Below are 17,320 nucleotides of genomic sequence, written 5' to 3'. Positions count from 1 at the left end.
GCGCAATATGTCAATCTGGTTGCAAACAAGGTTGGCGAAACAGGGGTAACCGAAAACCTGAAAAAGAGTAGGCACTTTTTTTAACGACCTTTAAATTTTCTCTTATGAAAAGTATTAAAATCACAGCCGCATTATTAGCTATTGTTTTTGCTACTGCAAGCGCTTTTACAGCTAAACCAAGTGCTAAATTTGACAATTTATACTGGTATACAACTAATAACTCTGGTACTCAAATCTTAGGCCGTGTTGATGCCAGCAATAATGCAATTTCTAAAGAAATGGCTTTAGAGACCACTTTGTGCCATGAGTCAGCAAGCAACTCTTGTGCAAAAGCATATTCTTCTCCTTACACTGGCAATTTCCCGGCAGCTGCTCCAAGTAGCCCAGTAGATCAAATTTTCAAAAACTAATATTTGCCGGTCTTTATAAAAGAAATGGAATAGTTAAGTTAACTATTCCATTTCTTTTATAACTAATACATTTGTCAAACATTCACGTTCAACCAGGTCCAGATTACATTTTCTCAACTCCTTGCGTAATTGATCTAAAGTTGCCCTCTTTTCAATAGCCTCCGTACTTATTTTAATATCCAGAGAGTCCTCTGTGGTGCCAGTATAGTTAATTATAGGAGGAAAGTAAGAGCTTCTGTTCCAGTTAAGTTCCCTGGTCAGATAAGAAGGGAAAAGTTTAAGAGGAATATTATACCTGTTATATTCAACAGAATCATTAAACGAATTTACATTATTTTTAATCTTCTTTTTGGGATCTAATTTCACCAAAGCCAAACACTTCATTTTGCGTTTTTTCACAGAAACATCGAGGTTGAAATATCGCATTAATTCCTGCTGCATAAACTTAAAGATGTCTTTCGATCTCTCCATTGGCACCATGACTTCATAGAAGTACCCATAATTTTCCCACCAGTATTCTCTTTTTTGCAGATCAGCAGGAATTACATACTGGAATTTATCTTTCACTTGAAGATCGATTGCTAACGGAGACTCGAAGTTTAAGTCAATTAACTCTTCGTCACCGTTATTGGTGAAAGCTATCTTAAGTAAATCAACAATAGAACCATTTCGTCTAAAATGATTAGGCTTTATCAAACCTCCACCAGCTTGCAATCCTGGCAACCCATGTAATAAACTAGAATAATATATTGCCTTATTGGCCCATCTGCCATTTCCTTCTGCAACAATCAACTTGCTATTATCGAAATCAATTACATCCTTTTTTGATTTCAATTGAGCCAATTGGTTTTCAAAATATCTGGCAAGATTCTCTTTTGAAGTGTTATTGTCATTTGTAATAAACCTGACCCGGTTAGAAGAATCAATCCAAACATGATGCGGTACGAATTTATGTGGAAACAATTTACTGATAAGGGTATCTTGTGTAATAAATGGGATCTTTGGTAGTTTAATCCTCTTATGTTTTTGTAAAAACTTTAATGTCGAGTCTTTACTTTCCTGGTTTATTGCGATAATTTGAATTTTATCTTTGAATTCCTCCTGTAGTGAATCAATTTTAGGAAAAGCTTTTATACATGCAGTACACCCAGTGCCCCAGAAATCAAGAATTATCATTTTTCCCTTATAATCTGAGAAACTCAGCTCACTGTTGTCTGAATTTATTACATGCGAGGCTTTAATATCGGGAACTTTATCTCCTATAGTGAAACTTTGGGCAATTAAAATATCCGGTACAAAGGCAAGAGTACCAATTAATAATAATATGTATGTAGTTAATCGCATATTAAAAATATCCATCGTTTTGTTTTAGGAATGGATTTGCCTGAATCTCTGAAAATGGGATCGGAAACAAAGTATCGGTAGATTGCCAGTAAGGGCTTTTTGCAACGCCTAAAATTAAATCAGCACGATTTGTTCGCTTTAAGTCAAACCACCTATGTCCCCATTCTGCAAATAATTCCAGTTGCCTTTCATTTTCAATAGCAATCAACAACGTTTCCCTGGCATCCGCAGGTGTATTTATTAACCCTGCTCTCTTCCTTATCATATTTAAATCAGCTTGAGCTTCGGTTATCTTGCTTTGCTGAGCTCTTGCTTCCGCACGTATTAAATACTGCTCAGCCAATCTAAATACAATGTTATACTCAGATACTGTAGATGAACGCACTTTATACTTAAAAGGATAATAGTAAGGTACAGTAGCAACAGTATTGCTTTTAAGCCAACTAATTTTACGTTGGTCGCCTGTTGTAAATGAATTGAACAAATGGGTTGTTAATGCAAACGCCGGCTTGGAAGTTGTAGAAGTAGGTATAAAAGTTATTCCTTCCTGAGTATTTTGATTAACGGGGGGAATTAACTCCCAAATAGTTTCCGTGCAATTTATTTTATACACTTTAGTCAGGTCATTCTCTAAAACATAATTTGAAGATGTTAAAATTAACGAAGCCTGATCTTCTGCATTTACCCAATCACCAGTATATAGATAAGCTCTTGCCAATAAAGCAGTCGCTGCCCATTTATTGGGCCTTACCTTTCCTGTAGAAGGGTATGATTCTGTAAGAAGTTCCTGCGCACTTTTCAAATCATTTATAACCTGTTTATATACTTCAGTCGCCTCAGTTCTTGGTATACTACTGTTTTCTCTATAATCAGTAGTGGTTATCAATGGTACATTGCCATACAAATTCACTAAATAAAAATAATAGAACGCTCTCAGGAATTTTGCTTCTCCCAAAACCTGATCTCTTACTAATGAACTCAACCTTGTCGACTTATCAACGCCTTCTATCACAGAATTTACCTGATAAATAAGCGTATATGCCCGGCCCCAAAATCTACTAAAGTTTGTTGTTTGTTCATTTACAGGAACTGAGTTTTTGGCAAAAGGATCATAAATGGTACTTGTGGTTGTATTATAAATTTCATCTGAAGAAAGGCCACAAAAAACACTTAACCCACCGTAAGAAAACAACAATGACGCATTACTCATTTGAACATATAGTCCAGACAATGCAGAAATTGCAGTATTATCATTTTCAAAAACATCTTCTGTTTGTATTTCGTTATCAGGATTAGGAACTTCTACAAACTTTTTACAAGATGCAATTAGTACTATTATGCTAAAACCAATTGCCAATTTCCTAACCATTGTGACGATCCCTTTACAGGGCAGAATACTAATATTCGCTTTATTATTTGCTTTCATGATTTCTATATTTAAAGAGTCAGTTGAATACCGGCTACAATTGTTCTAAGCGGTGGTAACCTATAAAAATTTTGAGTTTCCGGGTCTGAGCCTGTATAATTTGTTATAGTAAACAAATTCTGAGCGTTTAAATATAGTCGTAGATTATCCAGTCGAATTTTTTGCAGAACTGAATTTGGTAAATTATAAGACAGTGAAACATTTTTAAACCGGATAAAAGAAGCGTCACAGTAAACGCCATTTGAGTTATTTAGATTAAACACTGCATCATAAGCTGCTCCATAATCCTGTGTAAATTTCTGAATACTGCTGCCATCTCCTGCTTTTTGCCATCTGCCCAAAACTTCAGTGGGTTGGTTCCTCATAAATCCTGGAGGTCCGCCATAATTTGTAATGTTGGCTAAATAATTAACTCCAATTTGTTTTCTAAAATCTAAAAAAACGTCTAGCTGAACCCCTTTGTACCTAAAAGTATTGGAAAAACCGCCGTAGAATTTTGGATCACGATTCATTAATTCCACCCAATCATTAGGATAATTAAGATTTCCATCGGCATTAAGGTCATCATATTTATAAATTCCGGTAGAAGGATCGACTTCTATATATCTGTAACCTTTAAGCGTGTTTAATGATTTTCCCACCACCAGCCATTGTCCATAATTTGACAACTCCAGGTCAGGGAAGGATATCAATTTGTTTTTGGGGATTGTGAGATTTATTGAACTTTCCCAGCTGAATAGTTTCGATACAATATTCTTGGTTGCCAATACAAACTCAAATCCTGAGTTTTTAACTTGTGCAGGAAAATTTCTGAATACGTTTGGAAATCCGGTCTGTAAGGGTAAAGTATATTTTATTAATTGATTGCTGCTTCGGTTTATGTAATGACTCAATGAAAATAAAATCCGATCATTCAAAAATCCCAAGTCAATTGCAGCCTCAAATTTTCTCGTAATCTCCCAATTGTAATCAGGATTATATAAACGAGACGGACGCAAACCTGGTATATTTTGGTATGTATTTGTACTTGCCAGAGCAACCCAACTATCTAAATATTGATAGTTTTGCGTTGGCTCTACACCTGTGGTACCATAGCTCGATCTGATTTTCCCAAAGCTTAAGAATCGGAAAGCATTCGTGACAAATTTCTCATTTGTAAATATCCAGGCTACGCCTGTGGATGCAAAATTTGCAAATTGCTTATCTGGTCCAAAACGACTGGAACCGTCTCGTCTGCCTGTAACGTTTAAAAGATATTTGTTTTTCCAATTGTAAGACAATCTTCCAAAAACGGATTGGTAGCGATACCTTGAATTATCATTAGTTGCTGTAATGTTCCCTGCTCCACTTAAAGACCCAATAAGTAAGTCATTGGTATAATTGGTTCCTGTAGTCACAGTTCCTTTAGCACCTGTATGATTAAAAGTTGCGCCAGCTAAAAATGTAAGTTTTCCTCTTGAAATATAGGATTCATATTCAAGCTGCGGCTCAACGTTCCAGCTTTGCATAGAGCTGTTTGCAAATTTAGAAGACCCTAAAACCCCTAATTGCGGATCTAATGAAGCATTCGGCATAGTTGATGTTTCATCCGACACCAATAGATTATATCCTAAGGTAGTTTTAAAAGCCAGGTAAGGTAGAATCTTATAGTTGAGTAATACACTACTGATTAGATTGTTACTCCTCGAATTATATTTCTGAAATAAAAATGTATATGGATTGGGAATATTCAAATCACTATATCTGATTCCATTTTCCTCCCATTTTAATTTCCCATCTTCAGTTAGCAAAGACGGAAAATTTGGCGGCAGGTTGATATAAGCTGCCATATCGAAGGTGGGCAGCATGTTCACGTTTGAACTAAAATTTGTAAGGAAAGACAAATTCAACCGCTTGTCTGAATTGCTATGGTTCAAACTAAAATGGGCTGAAGCTCGACTGTTGGGAAAATTACCGGGGAAAACAGTTGTTTCCCGATGGTAATCACCGGACACTAAAAATTGCGTTAAATTGTTTCCGCCTGATATCGAAATTTGTGCATTCTGCATGTGTGCAGAATTCGCAATAACTTCTTTCTGCCAATCGACATATCGTGTCGTGTCCCATACTTTTAAATCGGGCGCATTCGATTGATCTGGTGTAATTCCGTCATTTGCAAAAGCCTCATATCGCATTTGTAAATATTGTTCAGTATTCATCATTTCCATTGTGCGCGTTGCTTTACTTACTCCATAATAATACCCCCCGGTGATTCTTGTTTTTCCCGCTTTACCCTTTTTGGTTGTAATAATTACCACACCATTTGCACCGCGGGAACCGTATATTGCAGTAGCATCTGCATCCTTTAAAATTTCTATACTTTCAATATCGGAGGGGTTTATACTATTTAAAGCGCTTATTCCTCCCTGGGAAACAAATCCAGGATTATTAGCAGCAGATACCAACCTACTTATCACCGAGTTTCCAGGTGCATAAGGTATTCCATCAACGATAAATAAAGGATCAGTGGGGGGTAAACTGCCCGGAGATATTCCAATAGATGATTGACCACGCAATTGAACTTTAAAAGAAGCGCCTGGTACGCCAGTGGTTGTAGAAACTATTAAACCAGGGACCCGGCCCTCTAGAGCTGCGAGTGGGTTTGAAACAGGTTGCTTTTCAATTTCTGTTGATTTCACCGAGGCCACATTGCCTGTGTTAAGACGCTTGGTTGTAGTGCCATACGCTATTACCTGCAATTCGTCCAATGCACTTACTTTAGACTTCAGGCTTACAGTAAGCTCGGTTCTTCCACTTATTTTCAACTCAAACGACTCCAGTCCAATATGAGTAAATATAAGGACTGCATCCTGTTCAACCGTTACGATAGAAAATTCACCATTAGAATCAGTCATTGTAATTTTATTGCTCCCTTTAACCTTTACAGTAACGCCTTCAACAGGCTGGCCACTCTCATTAACTACCCGCCCTTTTACATCAATTAAAGGTGGCATCCCTCCCGATATTGAAGTATTAATTTGTTTAAGTTTAATAGCCACACTTTTCCCCACTATCTTATACGACAGGTCCTGGCCTTTCAGGCATATTTCAAGCGTTTGAACCAGTGAAGCATTCGTAACTTCTATGTTAACCTTCTTATCCCTGATAGTTTCATTCTTGTAAATGAACACAAACCCCGTCTGGCTCTCTATCCTTTCAAACACCTTATCCAGAGAGGCATTGCTCATGGAAAGGGTAATCTTCTCCTGCGCCAAACCTTTGGCGGCGACCTGTAAAGCAGCAATAAACAAAAAGATAGCAGTTAACTTCATGATCCGCAATGTTTTTGTCAATTCCCTTGTAAGTTCTCTTTGCCCGGGATTATCCCCGGCAACAGCAGCTTTGCCAGATATAAAATCTGTCATAGTTTTGTTGTGTTAGGTTAATTAATAATACGCTCCAACGTTTAAAATTTAGTTAACCTAAATAGCCGGTTGTGGTAACGACACAATCGGCATTTTTTTGCTTATCTGTGGCGGTTAACTAATTGCGGATTTGGTTATGGTTACAGATTACGATGGCAATGATTCGTAGGAGAAGGTATAGAAGTGGGTTAATGATATTGGAAGCAGTATTGTTGACAATACCCGGCTGATCAGCTTATTAAAGGGGACAAATAAATTTGCCTGACCCTCGTTAAGAGTTTACAATTTGTATTTTCAAAAAATAAAACACTTTCAATAAACGGAAAGACGATCGTAAAACTTTGGGATAAGAATATAATTCCAGACCCGGAATTACTTGGATTGTATATGGAAGAAGATATAAATCGGAATGTGGTTGAAATTCTCTTTGCACGATCAAGAGAAAAAATAGTAGCATTGTGAAGTATGGTCATACCAATAACCAAACACAGGCTCATGAATTGCCTTGTTGCTTTCATGTTCGTAGCGGTTTTTAACAGTTTAAAGTACATGGTCGTAACGCTTCAGGCCCAATTACAACCTTTCCCTGACTTTCATAGTTTCAGATAGCTTTCGATATAACTGCAGTTGCACCAGATCTGCGCCGTCATATCCAACTTTTATCCGGAAAAAACGGTGCTGCCGTCATCATTACATAAAGCGTTATCCAAATACTTTTACGCAATTCGTTCGGCAGCACGGTCTTTCAGCTCGTATAGAAACAGCCTAACCAGGCACTAATGGATAAGGTTTCTTAAGCAGCCGTTGGCAAATTCAATTCACGGCTTACATACTGTTGCACTTTTTTCATGGCTATAGTAATATTGGCATCAATTGTATTAACAGATACCTTCAATATGGCTGCAATCTCCTTCCTTCCTAATCCCAGATCCCGGTATATAAAAACCTTTTTTTGTTTTTCCGGTAACCGTTGCACCGCCCTCATAGCAATGCGGTTAATTTCCTTTTCAACGATCTCATCATGCACCCAGGCCTCAGCTTGCGCCCGGCAATATCTTTTATACCTTAATTGCTTTCGTTGCTCTTTCTTGTAATGATTATGACAGCTGTTCCTGGCCATTATGAAAAGGTAACCTTCTGCATTCTTCAATTGACCACTGATCCGATCAATATGTTGCCATAATTTCAGGAACACTTCCTGCGCCATATCTTCCGCTTCCTGCTTCGAACCTGTATACTCATACGAATGGCGGAATACTTTGTACCAGTAATGTGTATAAAGGTCACTAAAATACTTTTCATTGTTCAACGCCAGCAAATCGTTCTTTGCTCCTATATCGTATGTACAATCCTGCTTCATATTGCATGCTACGTTTCATTCATGCCGCATGCAAGTATGCTACATGAATTGTTAACCTTTAATAATTAACTTCTTTCCTTCAATTGTAAATTTTACATCCAGCTCACTTAAAACCTTCAATACTTCTGACAAATTTGCATTTCGGTATATTTTACCGCTGATCCCTTCCTCGCTTATTTTGCCTTCATATATTACATCTACATCGTACCATCTCGAGATCTGACGCATTATCGTTCTCAAATTCTCATTCTTGAAATAGAACAATCCATTCTTCCAGGCTACTTCCTTGCTTATATTTACATCCTTCCTAACGCTGATAGTACTTTTAGTCACCTCCGCCTGCTCGCCCGGCTTTATCATCACCTGCTGATCGCCCTGCTTCACTTTTACAGCTCCCTTCAATAATGTTGTTTTCATTGACCCCTCATCCGCATACGAATTAATGTTAAATACGGTACCCACTACCTGCACATCTACTCCGTTAACACGAACCGTAAACGGCTTTCGATCGTTATGCGCAATTTCAAAATACGCCTCTCCGGTAATTTCAACTCTTCTTTCCTGTTCAATAAATGCTACAGGAAAACGGATTGAAGAGGAAGAGTTGAGCCAAACAGCGCTACCATCAGATAGCTTTACCGGGTACATTTGCCCCCGGGCTGTCTTTAATGTATTGTAAAGAACTTTTGTTGCTGCTGCGGTGCCTTTCTCATAAACAAGTTGGCCATCGCTATTCACCACCTGCATATTCCCCTGCTGCGCCAGCTTGCCGGCACCTGCACTATCGAGCACAATGGCCGATCCGTCATCCAATATTAATTGCGCCCTGTACCCGCCTGGTGCTACATCCTGTTGCATTACTTTCGCTGTTGGTTGAACTGAGTCAACCTGTTCAGGTTTCTCTTTCTTCAATAAGTACCAGGCGCCCGTTCCTACAACAGCTGTTACAACAACCGCAGCGGCAACTGTTTTCCAGCTGCTGTAAGTGGCGCGTTTTATAGGTGTTACTATTGTGGCGGGGAAAAGCATTTCCATCACCCGATGCCTGGCTTCTTCCCTGGTTCCTTCTATTTCATGAAGCTGGTTCAGCTTGGCCTGTAATGCTTCGTTATTCGTTAAAGTTGCAAAGAGCTGTTGATTGTCTGCTGAGGCATTGATCCAATTATCCAGTATTGTTTTTTCTTCTTCGGTGATCTCTCCCTGGTTGTACTTGAGAACAAGGCTTCCTATTTCGAACAACTCATTAGAAAGATTATAGGATTCTTCAGCCATTCATAACGCTTTTAAAAATGTGATCTGATTAAGTTTGCTTGCCCTGCCTTAACCGAAAAAATAACAATTTGGTAACCGTTACATAATAGAAACGGATGGCAGCGGCAGTTTGTCCAAATAATTTTAAAATATTTTTTTTTGAGATACCTTACACGTCTAGGGAGGCCAGCACCAGGCAAAAGAATACATATCCCTCCTGCGAAAAAGCGTGCTTCAAGTATTTGATGGCCAACGATCTTTGGGTAGTTACTGCACTCTCGGAGATCTGCAGCGCCGATGCTATTTCTTTCGTTTTAAGTCCCTTGAAATAGGTAAGAATGAAAATCTCGCGGCACCGGTTAGGAAGCTTTTGTACCTCTTTATAGATCTTGTTAATGAGGTCTGATTCAATGATAAGATGTTCCGACTGCTTTAATTCATCTGCCGTTAGCAGGTGTGACTCATATTCCTTTTTTACTTCATTCAGCCGCTGTCTGTACCGCAAAAAATCTAAACACTGGTTACGGACAGTTATATAGAAAAAGGCCTTTATATTATTGAGGGTTTGAAAATTGTCTTTTATACTCCAGAACTTACGAAAGACGGTTATAACAATATCCTGCGCTTCTTCGCGGTTGCTAACCAGCCGCTCAGCGAAGTATTGCAGTTGGGTATAGTATTCGTTAAACAAATGATCGAATACCCGGCTGTCGTTGCTTTTTAAGCCGTCAATAATTTGAATCTCAGTAAATTGGCTAGATTTCATTGATTACTCCTGCGGCATTCATAGTTCAATTGAACAAATAATTTATTTACTGAAAGACAAAACAATCGATCGCAATGGAATGCTTCTCATCCATTGTAAAGGCGGCGCATAATGCGTCAGATGGTCTTGGTTAATGATTAGTTGTGTGTGAGAATAAGGCGGATAGGTTATATGGAAGATAACAGATACCCATACGGCACGAATTTAAGGTGAAAAAACGTTTCATCCAATGGAGCCAGAAAACAAGAATTTCCACATTCCTCAAATCACCCTGGATATTAAGTTACAAAAAAACATTATTCTTTTTAATAAGTACTTCGAATTTCCTTTCTCCGAACCCATTAACTTCCTCCATTATATCTGACTATCTTACTGTTCTGTCTTAAAAATCCATGCCCGCACCCCGGCACCTTGCAGGTATAGAAATAAAAAAGCCATCCCACCCCACGTGGAACGGCCCCTTTCATGGTAAAACAAAACACTATTATTTTACTACCCGCATGGATGATGATTTATCGGCACTCCTTTTCGCCTTCCTTACCCTGCGTCCTTCATGCCTTTGAATAACATGGCGGGGTACAAAGTCTGCATAAAACTCCTTATCCGTGCACCATTTCTTTTTCTTCTTCTTTGCCCGTGGCACTATCACTCTTTTCTTTTTGTAGCCATAGGTCTTGATCTTCTTCATTCTTGATTTTCGCATAACAATCGTATTTCTTTATGATAAAATGCGTTCTTTCACTGTCAAACTCAACAGGTACACATATATTCGCTCCTCTAAAACACCGGTATACCTGCTCAACTCCTTTATAAAAACCCAGCGGCCATTTACCGTATTCTCTTTCCTGCGTATCTGGGTAATCAGCCGGTTGGCTTCGTCAGGTTCAATGCCGAACAAATAGATAATATCCTCTTTATAAAGCACCAGCCGGGGCAGTATCCTGTCCGCCTTCAGCAGTTGTTTTAAAAGCGCTTCGGGGTTCTGCGTGAATAATCCTTTTGAAACTGCATACAGTTTCACGGGGCTAACTTGTGCTCCCTTCTTTTTCTTTCCATTGCCTTTCTTTTTAGGCGATTTAGCCATAGCCACCAATTTTAATTGTAAACCAATAAGAGCAGCTAACAAATCAATCAACCTAACCTGGTGAAACTGTACTGAAAGAATAAAAATGCTGGTTATATAGTTAACCTGGGTAACAGTGCTTTATGAAATGACCCGGTCTGTCTTTGAAATTACAGGTATTTTTGAACACCTGCAAATTTGTTAGTACGGCTTCATCCGGATAAATGTATTTTTTTTTGCTCTTTTTAGTATAAATAATGACCTCCGTTAGGAAATGACTCCGATCTTGTTGATTTATAACTCATCTTTTTTTCTTATTTTTATTTATCCTTCTTCCTGAAAAACCACCGGTTAATGGCATTGCCGGTTCGTAGCGGCTTATTCCTTTCTGTAGTTTGATTGCATCTGATGCGGTTCCTCATGCCAGCTGCAGTGGCAGGCTTATAACCATCCCTCACTCAAACCATAGCAAATGCAGCGGCTTCGTTATAACAACGAGCCGGTTCTTCATTAATCAAACCCTGGTTATACGCATGATGCATTTCGTACCAAACTGCGTTAACGCACAAAGCACGTTGACTGCCATTGCCTGGATGGCATTCCTGACCATATGTTTTACTGCCTGCAAAAAAGATGAAGAAAAAGGCCTAACGGAAAAGATAATGAACAAGTGGAGTCTTGTTCAGATCCTTGACACGGCATATACTGAAACCGCCGCACCCGTTGCTAACAGTTATGACGGCAAAACCGGCGAGTATATGGATTTCCGAACGGATGGTAAACTGTATTCTTTCATAAATAATACATACGATACTGCCAACTATACCTATTCGGAAAAGAACCGAAAAATGAATGTGAAGGCATTCAAATATGACATCGTTGTACTGACTGATAATTCCATGGTGCTGCACGAGCCTCGCCATGCCACTTCAACCGTCGATTACAAAACTTACAAGATCACATTGAAACGGTAACCGTCGGGGTAGATGAACCCTGGTTTGGCGCTACTGGATCTGGTAACTGAAACCAAACTGCTTACCGGCCTTTGAAGTATCTTCCCAGGCCCGGCGGTATAAAAACCGTATGGAACCATTTTGCACCGGGGTTTGCGGATTCAACTCAAAGATATCCATGCCGCCCGAGCCTATGCCAGCATCAGCCTGCATCTTAAATTGATGAGACACCCTGAAATGATTATTGGGCTGCAGTTCCCAGTTATAGCCGGTACCCGGACTGGCGGGCAGCTTGATCACGACATGATCATCCATTTTCAACTGTAACTTTTTTCCGTTATCAGCTTCGCTTAATTGATACTCCTGCATACATTGCATATTTAAAGAACCAACAAAAACTAAGAATATAAATACTACTTTGACAGGCATAAAAGAGGTCAGAAGTCTGAGGTCAGAATATCCCGAAATTTATATCCTCGCCACTCATTGCAACTTGTATTTCCGGCTTCAGACTTCCGACTTCAGACTTCCGACTTCCGACATCTGGCTTCCGTAAAATATAACCTGCCAAAGTAGTATTGATTTTAGCCATCAAACTTACCAGGCATACATTTCAATGATCTGGTCGTTCTCTATCAACACATTTACCGGAGTCTGCTTTTCCAACGCACTTCCGGTTATTATATTAAATGCTACGATCGAAGAATCTGATCCGCTGTAAAATTTCTTCCAGCCCAGATCAGTCAGATTCACCCACGCATTCCTGGTTTGGGCAATGGTCCATACACCTACCACCTTTTTATTGGTATGCCACACACCTGCGCCAAATCCTTCTTCGGCTTTTCCTTTTTCAAATTCTTTAATAGAATCAAATGGTGTAGCTGCCAGCGAACCGCCTGTTTTACCATTGTCTGCCTTTGAAGGCACCAGCGGTTGTGCTTCCGGTGCAAAGCTTTCGCTCACTGATGATGCTGTTGCTGCAGAAGGCATCTCAGTTGGGATATTCTTTTTGGACATGTTATAGTTTTTTTAGTTAATAGTTAAGCATACACTTCGGTAATGATACCATTTTCAACATGCGCTGAAATATTGCGTCCGGCAGTTTTAGCCGTAGCCAGGTCATTTAACATCATGTAGAAATTAACATCATTGCTATTGGTGATCCTTTTCCAGCCTTCATTCCCCAGATATGCGTAGGCATTGCGGTCTGACTTATTATTCCACAAACCTCTTACACTGATATTATTCAACCAGGCTGTGTCAACAATAGCATCTACGCCTTGCATGGCGCTGTCGATACCGCATTCACCATAACCAATACGGAAATATCCGCTTTCGCCCCAACCTGCACCCCAGCTGTTCTTACAGATCCAGAACTGTTGCGCATCGTTATACCCTACGCAGCAAACACAGTGGCCGCCCCGGAATTGTGCATTGGCCGATTTACGGTATATTCCATTACTATAAGCGAAGAAATCGGAGTACACCGAGAAACAGGCGATCATCGGGCCGTTGGTGGCCAACCATTCCTTGATGGATGCGATGTCTGTTTTGTTTGAATAGGACTGTATTTTGGTTACCCTGTTTTGCCAATCAGCGCAACGGCCTGTGCAGTTTTGATCACCGGCTACATACGGGTAGCAGGCTTCATCTGTAACTCCTGTTGTTTTATAATTTTCCAGAGCTCGGTCGGGCCACCAGCCGTTGCTGCAGTTACGGCTTTCAGCCCTTGCCAGGCAATAGAACAAATGACCTTCTGAATGGTCAACAGCATAAGCCGGATTGTTCTTCAATATCTTTATCCTGCTTTCTACAGAAGCAATGGTACCAAAAGCCACACAGGAACCACAACTTCCCTGGTCTTTTACAGGGGTCAGGAAGTTCTGTCCGCCTTTGTTGCGCCAGTCGAATGATGCAGGTGCACCAAACTCATTGCCATAAGCGCTTTTACGTACATTGAAATTGAGCAGATTCGCCTGAGCTATGGCTTCCTGTTCATTAAGGCTCGGCTCACCCGGACCAGGCGTATACCCGAGCCGTTTGTTCTGCTCTTCCTCAGAAAGTTCGAAAATCATGTTAGTTCCGGCATTCCAGCTGCCGTCATTTTGTAGCAGGGTGCTGCGGAGCGCATTCAGTTCTTCTGACTTGTTCATAAGCGCATGATTTTAAAGGTTAAAGAAAAAAATAGAAATGAATTGCCATTCGATATTATTGACATCGACCATCGATCACCGTAATGTATGAAGGCGTACAGATGCAAATACCCTGGCTGATGCAAGGCATACAGGGATCCTTAACCAATTGTTTCAATTGCTTACTTACAGAGCTGGTAAACCAAAGAGAATTTTAATTGCAAATCACAATAGGGGATATACGGAACTGTTATAAATTTCCTGCCTAAGCTACATTAAAAAAATTTAATAATCAATACCTCGAACCGGTTATGTCGTGTTCTCTTTAGATTAATTGTTGTAAATCAAACAGGCCATCTTATTAAATGCCTACAGCGTAATCAACGACAGGCAGAGCGTATCAATAACGCGAACTATTCCATACCATGTTGACTGAACTAAATGAGCAACCTATTTTCCACATTATTAATGAATTACAATCTTTTTATATACCAAAAATGCATAATAAACGTTATTATAACAACATCCTCGTGGTATTATACAACCTGTTGATGCACAGGAGGAAGTTCACCCTTAAAAACTGTACCTCATGAATTACCAGCAAGTCTTTTCGGTATGTACCTATACCGGATTAGTAATTTTACTAGCAGCGTGCCACCCTACGCACACAACGGTTTATAGTACCGCACAACCGGAAACCAGGGTTATTGTTGTTAAACAACCTCCTCAGGTAATTGAAAAGGTGGTTGTGGTAAAGGAACAACAACCGGTTCAGCAACAGCAGGTAGTTATAGTTAATAACAACACAAGACCGCCCAGAACCGGAAACACGGATAAGTATCCTTCAGCCAGAGAACGTGAAGAAAGAGAACGTTTGGAAAGAGAACGTATAGAAAGGGAGCGCCTGGAAAGGGAACGTTATGCCAAGGAACGCGGAGCAAAAGAACGGCTGGAAAGAGAAAGATTGGAAAAAGAGCGTTTGGATAGAGAGCGCCTGGCTAAAGAACAAAAAGAACGTGAAGAGCGCGAGCGCCTGGAAAGAGAAAAAAGGGGCTATGGTCCCGGTGGTCGCTTCGGCCAAAAAGATGATGTGACCAAAGGTGGCTTTGGTCCTGGCGGCAGGTTCAATCAAAAAGAACGTGAAGAAAGAGAGCGTCTGGAAAAAGAACAAAAAGAAAAAGCAGAAAAAGAACGTTTAGCCAAAGAACAAAAGGACAAAGAAGATAAAGAACGTGCTGAAAAAGATCGCATGGCTAAAGAACAAAAAGAGAAGGAAGAAAAAGACCGCTTAGCTAAAGAACACAAAGACAAAGAAGATAAAGAACGTGCTGAAAAAGATCGCATGGCTAAAGAGCAAAAAGAAAAGGAGGAAAAAGACCGTTTAGCCAAAGAACAAAAGGACAAAGAAGATAAAGAACGTGCTGAGAAAGATCGCATGGCTAAAGAGCAAAAAGAAAAGGAAGAAAAAGACCGTTTAGCCAAAGAGCACAAAGACAAAGAAGATAAAGAACGTGCTGAGAAAGATCGCCTGGCTAAAGAGCAAAAAGAGAAGGAAGAAAAAGAACGCATAGCTAAAGAACACAAAGACAAAGAAGATAAAGAACGTGCTGAAAAAGATCGCCTGGCTAAAGAACAAAAAGACAAGGAAGAAAAAGACCGCTTAGCCAAAGAACAAAAAGACAAAGAAGATAAAGAGCGTGCCGAGAAAGATCGCCTGGCTAAAGAGCAAAAAGACAAAGAAGATAAAGAACGTGCTGAGAAAGAACGTTTAGCCAAAGAACAAAAAGAGAAAGAAGAAAATGACCGCTTAGCCAAAGAGCAAAAAGACAAAGAAGATAAAGAACGCGCCGATAAAGAACGCTTAGCTAAAGAGCAAAAAGAAAAGGAAGAAAAAGAACGTTTAGCCAAAGAACAGAAAGAAAAAGAAGATAAAGAACGTGCTGAGAAAGAACGCTTAGCCAAAGAGCAAAAAGAAAAGGAAGAAAAAGAACGTTTAGCCAAAGAACAGAAAGAAAAAGAAGATAAAGAACGTGCTGAGAAAGAACGTTTAGCCAAAGAACAAAAAGAGAAAGAAGAAAAAGAGGGCCTGGCTAAAGAGCAACAGGCAAAAGAAGAGAAAGAAAAAAAGCCGCAGGAAGTAAAGAGCCAACCGGTAAAAGAAGGTGGCGCTAATGAGAAAGGTGGTCTTGGTGGTCGCTTTGGGCCCAAACCCCGCGGTTAAAAATAAGTAGCCATAAAAGAAGGATTAGTAACCCCAAAAAGAAGCCCCGGCAGTACGCCGGGGCTTTCTTATTAATAAGTTTATAGGGAGTGTAAAATAAACTGTGTCATTTAATAATTCAAAGAACAGATGTCATCTCGTTGGGAATTGATGTTTTTACTTGATGCAGCTTGGCTATGTACAAAAGATCCTAAAAACATCAGTTACCAACGAGACTTTTTATAGTCTCAGTTTTAGCCGATCGCCAAATTTAATGGATAGTTGTGATACGGTCAGACTCCAGTTTTGTAAAGGTTGCGTCCATTTCTTCTGGATGTTTTGTGTTGCCAGGTAAATAAGCTTCAGCAATGCCATATCAGAGGTAAAAGAGCCCTTTGTTTTGGTTACCTTACGTACTTGCCGGTGGAACCCTTCGATAGTATTGGTGGTATAGATCAACTTGCGGATAGCATCCGAATATTGGAAATAGGTAGTAAGCTTATCCCAGTTGCGACGCCAGGAATCAATCACTACAGGGTACTTCTTACCCCACTTTTCCTCCAGTTGCTCCAGGTTATATTCAGCTTCATCTTTACTTACAGCCTGATATACGGGTTTTAAATCAGCCATAAAGACCTTCTGATCTTTGCTGGCAACATACTTGATGGAATGGCGTATCTGATGAACAATACAGGCCTGTACTTCGGTGGCCGGATAAATACTGGCAATGGCCTCAGGAAAACCTTTTAAGCCATCTATACAGGCAATCAGTATATCTGTTACACCACGTTGCTGCAGGTTGGTCAATACGCCCAGCCAGAAGTTGGCTCCTTCACTCTCGGATATATACGTACCCAACAGATCTTTCCGTCCTTCAGCGTTTATCCCAAGGATATTGTAAACGCAACGACTAACAACCTTACCTTCCTCTTTAACCTTATAGAACATGGCGTCCAGCCACACGATGCAGTATAGCGGTTCTAATGGCCGGGCCTGCCATTCTTTTACCAG

Annotated in this window: 15 protein-coding genes; 3 read left to right on the top strand and 12 right to left on the bottom strand. The window is 39.9% G+C overall.

What is annotated here, in order from left to right:
* Positions 1–104 precede the first annotated feature (104 nt).
* Positions 105–410, top strand: coding sequence for a hypothetical protein (locus JUB15_RS27365; protein ID WP_207515856.1), 306 nt, complete (start codon positions 105–107; stop codon positions 408–410).
* Between the two features lie 42 nt (positions 411–452).
* Here the strand turns inward: JUB15_RS27365 and JUB15_RS27360 are convergent, their stop codons facing one another.
* The 8 genes from JUB15_RS27360 to JUB15_RS27325 form a co-directional block, all read right to left on the bottom strand.
* Positions 453–1,769 (bottom strand): TlpA family protein disulfide reductase, encoded by a 1,317-nt coding sequence (locus JUB15_RS27360; RefSeq protein WP_207515855.1) that lies wholly within the window; start codon positions 1,767–1,769, stop codon positions 453–455.
* Entirely contained in the window at positions 1,756–3,180 is a 1,425-nt protein-coding gene (locus JUB15_RS27355; protein ID WP_207515854.1) for a RagB/SusD family nutrient uptake outer membrane protein, read from the bottom strand. Before JUB15_RS27355 ends, JUB15_RS27360 begins: the two co-directional genes overlap by 14 nt.
* Positions 3,181–3,191: 11 nt before the next feature.
* Positions 3,192–6,584 (bottom strand): SusC/RagA family TonB-linked outer membrane protein, encoded by a 3,393-nt coding sequence (locus JUB15_RS27350; protein ID WP_207515853.1) that lies wholly within the window; start codon positions 6,582–6,584, stop codon positions 3,192–3,194.
* Positions 6,585–7,377: 793 nt separating this feature from the next.
* Complete coding sequence (locus JUB15_RS27345; RefSeq protein WP_207515852.1) at positions 7,378–7,944, bottom strand: RNA polymerase sigma factor; 567 nt, start codon at positions 7,942–7,944, stop codon at positions 7,378–7,380.
* Positions 7,945–7,995: 51 nt separating this feature from the next.
* Positions 7,996–9,216, bottom strand: coding sequence for a FecR family protein (locus JUB15_RS27340; protein ID WP_207515851.1), 1,221 nt, complete (start codon positions 9,214–9,216; stop codon positions 7,996–7,998).
* 148 nt (positions 9,217–9,364) lie between these two features.
* Positions 9,365–9,961 (bottom strand): RNA polymerase sigma factor, encoded by a 597-nt coding sequence (locus JUB15_RS27335; RefSeq protein WP_207515850.1) that lies wholly within the window; start codon positions 9,959–9,961, stop codon positions 9,365–9,367.
* Positions 9,962–10,445: 484 nt separating this feature from the next.
* Positions 10,446–10,664 (bottom strand): hypothetical protein, encoded by a 219-nt coding sequence (locus JUB15_RS27330; RefSeq protein WP_207515849.1) that lies wholly within the window; start codon positions 10,662–10,664, stop codon positions 10,446–10,448.
* A 15-nt stretch (positions 10,665–10,679) separates the two neighbouring features.
* Positions 10,680–11,045 (bottom strand): hypothetical protein, encoded by a 366-nt coding sequence (locus tag JUB15_RS27325; protein ID WP_207515848.1) that lies wholly within the window; start codon positions 11,043–11,045, stop codon positions 10,680–10,682.
* A 512-nt stretch (positions 11,046–11,557) separates the two neighbouring features.
* Here JUB15_RS27325 and JUB15_RS27320 point away from each other — a divergent pair.
* Positions 11,558–11,998 carry a hypothetical protein gene (locus JUB15_RS27320; RefSeq protein WP_207515847.1) on the top strand — a complete coding sequence of 147 codons (441 nt, stop codon included), beginning with the start codon at positions 11,558–11,560 and terminating at the stop codon, positions 11,996–11,998.
* 30 nt (positions 11,999–12,028) lie between these two features.
* Here the strand turns inward: JUB15_RS27320 and JUB15_RS27315 are convergent, their stop codons facing one another.
* The 3 genes from JUB15_RS27315 to JUB15_RS27305 form a co-directional block, all read right to left on the bottom strand.
* Positions 12,029–12,346 (bottom strand): protease inhibitor I42 family protein, encoded by a 318-nt coding sequence (locus JUB15_RS27315; protein ID WP_207515846.1) that lies wholly within the window; start codon positions 12,344–12,346, stop codon positions 12,029–12,031.
* A gap of 228 nt (positions 12,347–12,574) precedes the next feature.
* The gene (locus JUB15_RS27310) at positions 12,575–12,994 is read right to left on the bottom strand and encodes a hypothetical protein (RefSeq protein ID WP_207515845.1); all 420 of its coding nucleotides are present in this window, start codon (positions 12,992–12,994) and stop codon (positions 12,575–12,577) included.
* A gap of 23 nt (positions 12,995–13,017) precedes the next feature.
* Positions 13,018–14,130: a C1 family peptidase gene (locus JUB15_RS27305; RefSeq protein ID WP_207515844.1), complete on the bottom strand. Its 1,113-nt coding sequence runs from the start codon at positions 14,128–14,130 to the stop codon at positions 13,018–13,020.
* A gap of 568 nt (positions 14,131–14,698) precedes the next feature.
* Here JUB15_RS27305 and JUB15_RS27300 point away from each other — a divergent pair.
* Positions 14,699–16,330, top strand: coding sequence for a coiled-coil domain-containing protein (locus tag JUB15_RS27300; RefSeq protein WP_207515843.1), 1,632 nt, complete (start codon positions 14,699–14,701; stop codon positions 16,328–16,330).
* A gap of 219 nt (positions 16,331–16,549) precedes the next feature.
* Here the strand turns inward: JUB15_RS27300 and JUB15_RS27295 are convergent.
* A partial coding sequence (locus JUB15_RS27295; protein ID WP_207515842.1) for an IS256 family transposase occupies positions 16,550–17,320 on the bottom strand: 771 nt, incomplete at its 5' end.

The organism is Longitalea luteola (genome assembly GCF_017356035.1).
GTDB classification, from domain to species: Bacteria; Bacteroidota; Bacteroidia; order Chitinophagales; family Chitinophagaceae; genus Niastella; species Niastella luteola.
This window is presented reverse-complemented; position numbering and strand designations above follow the sequence as displayed.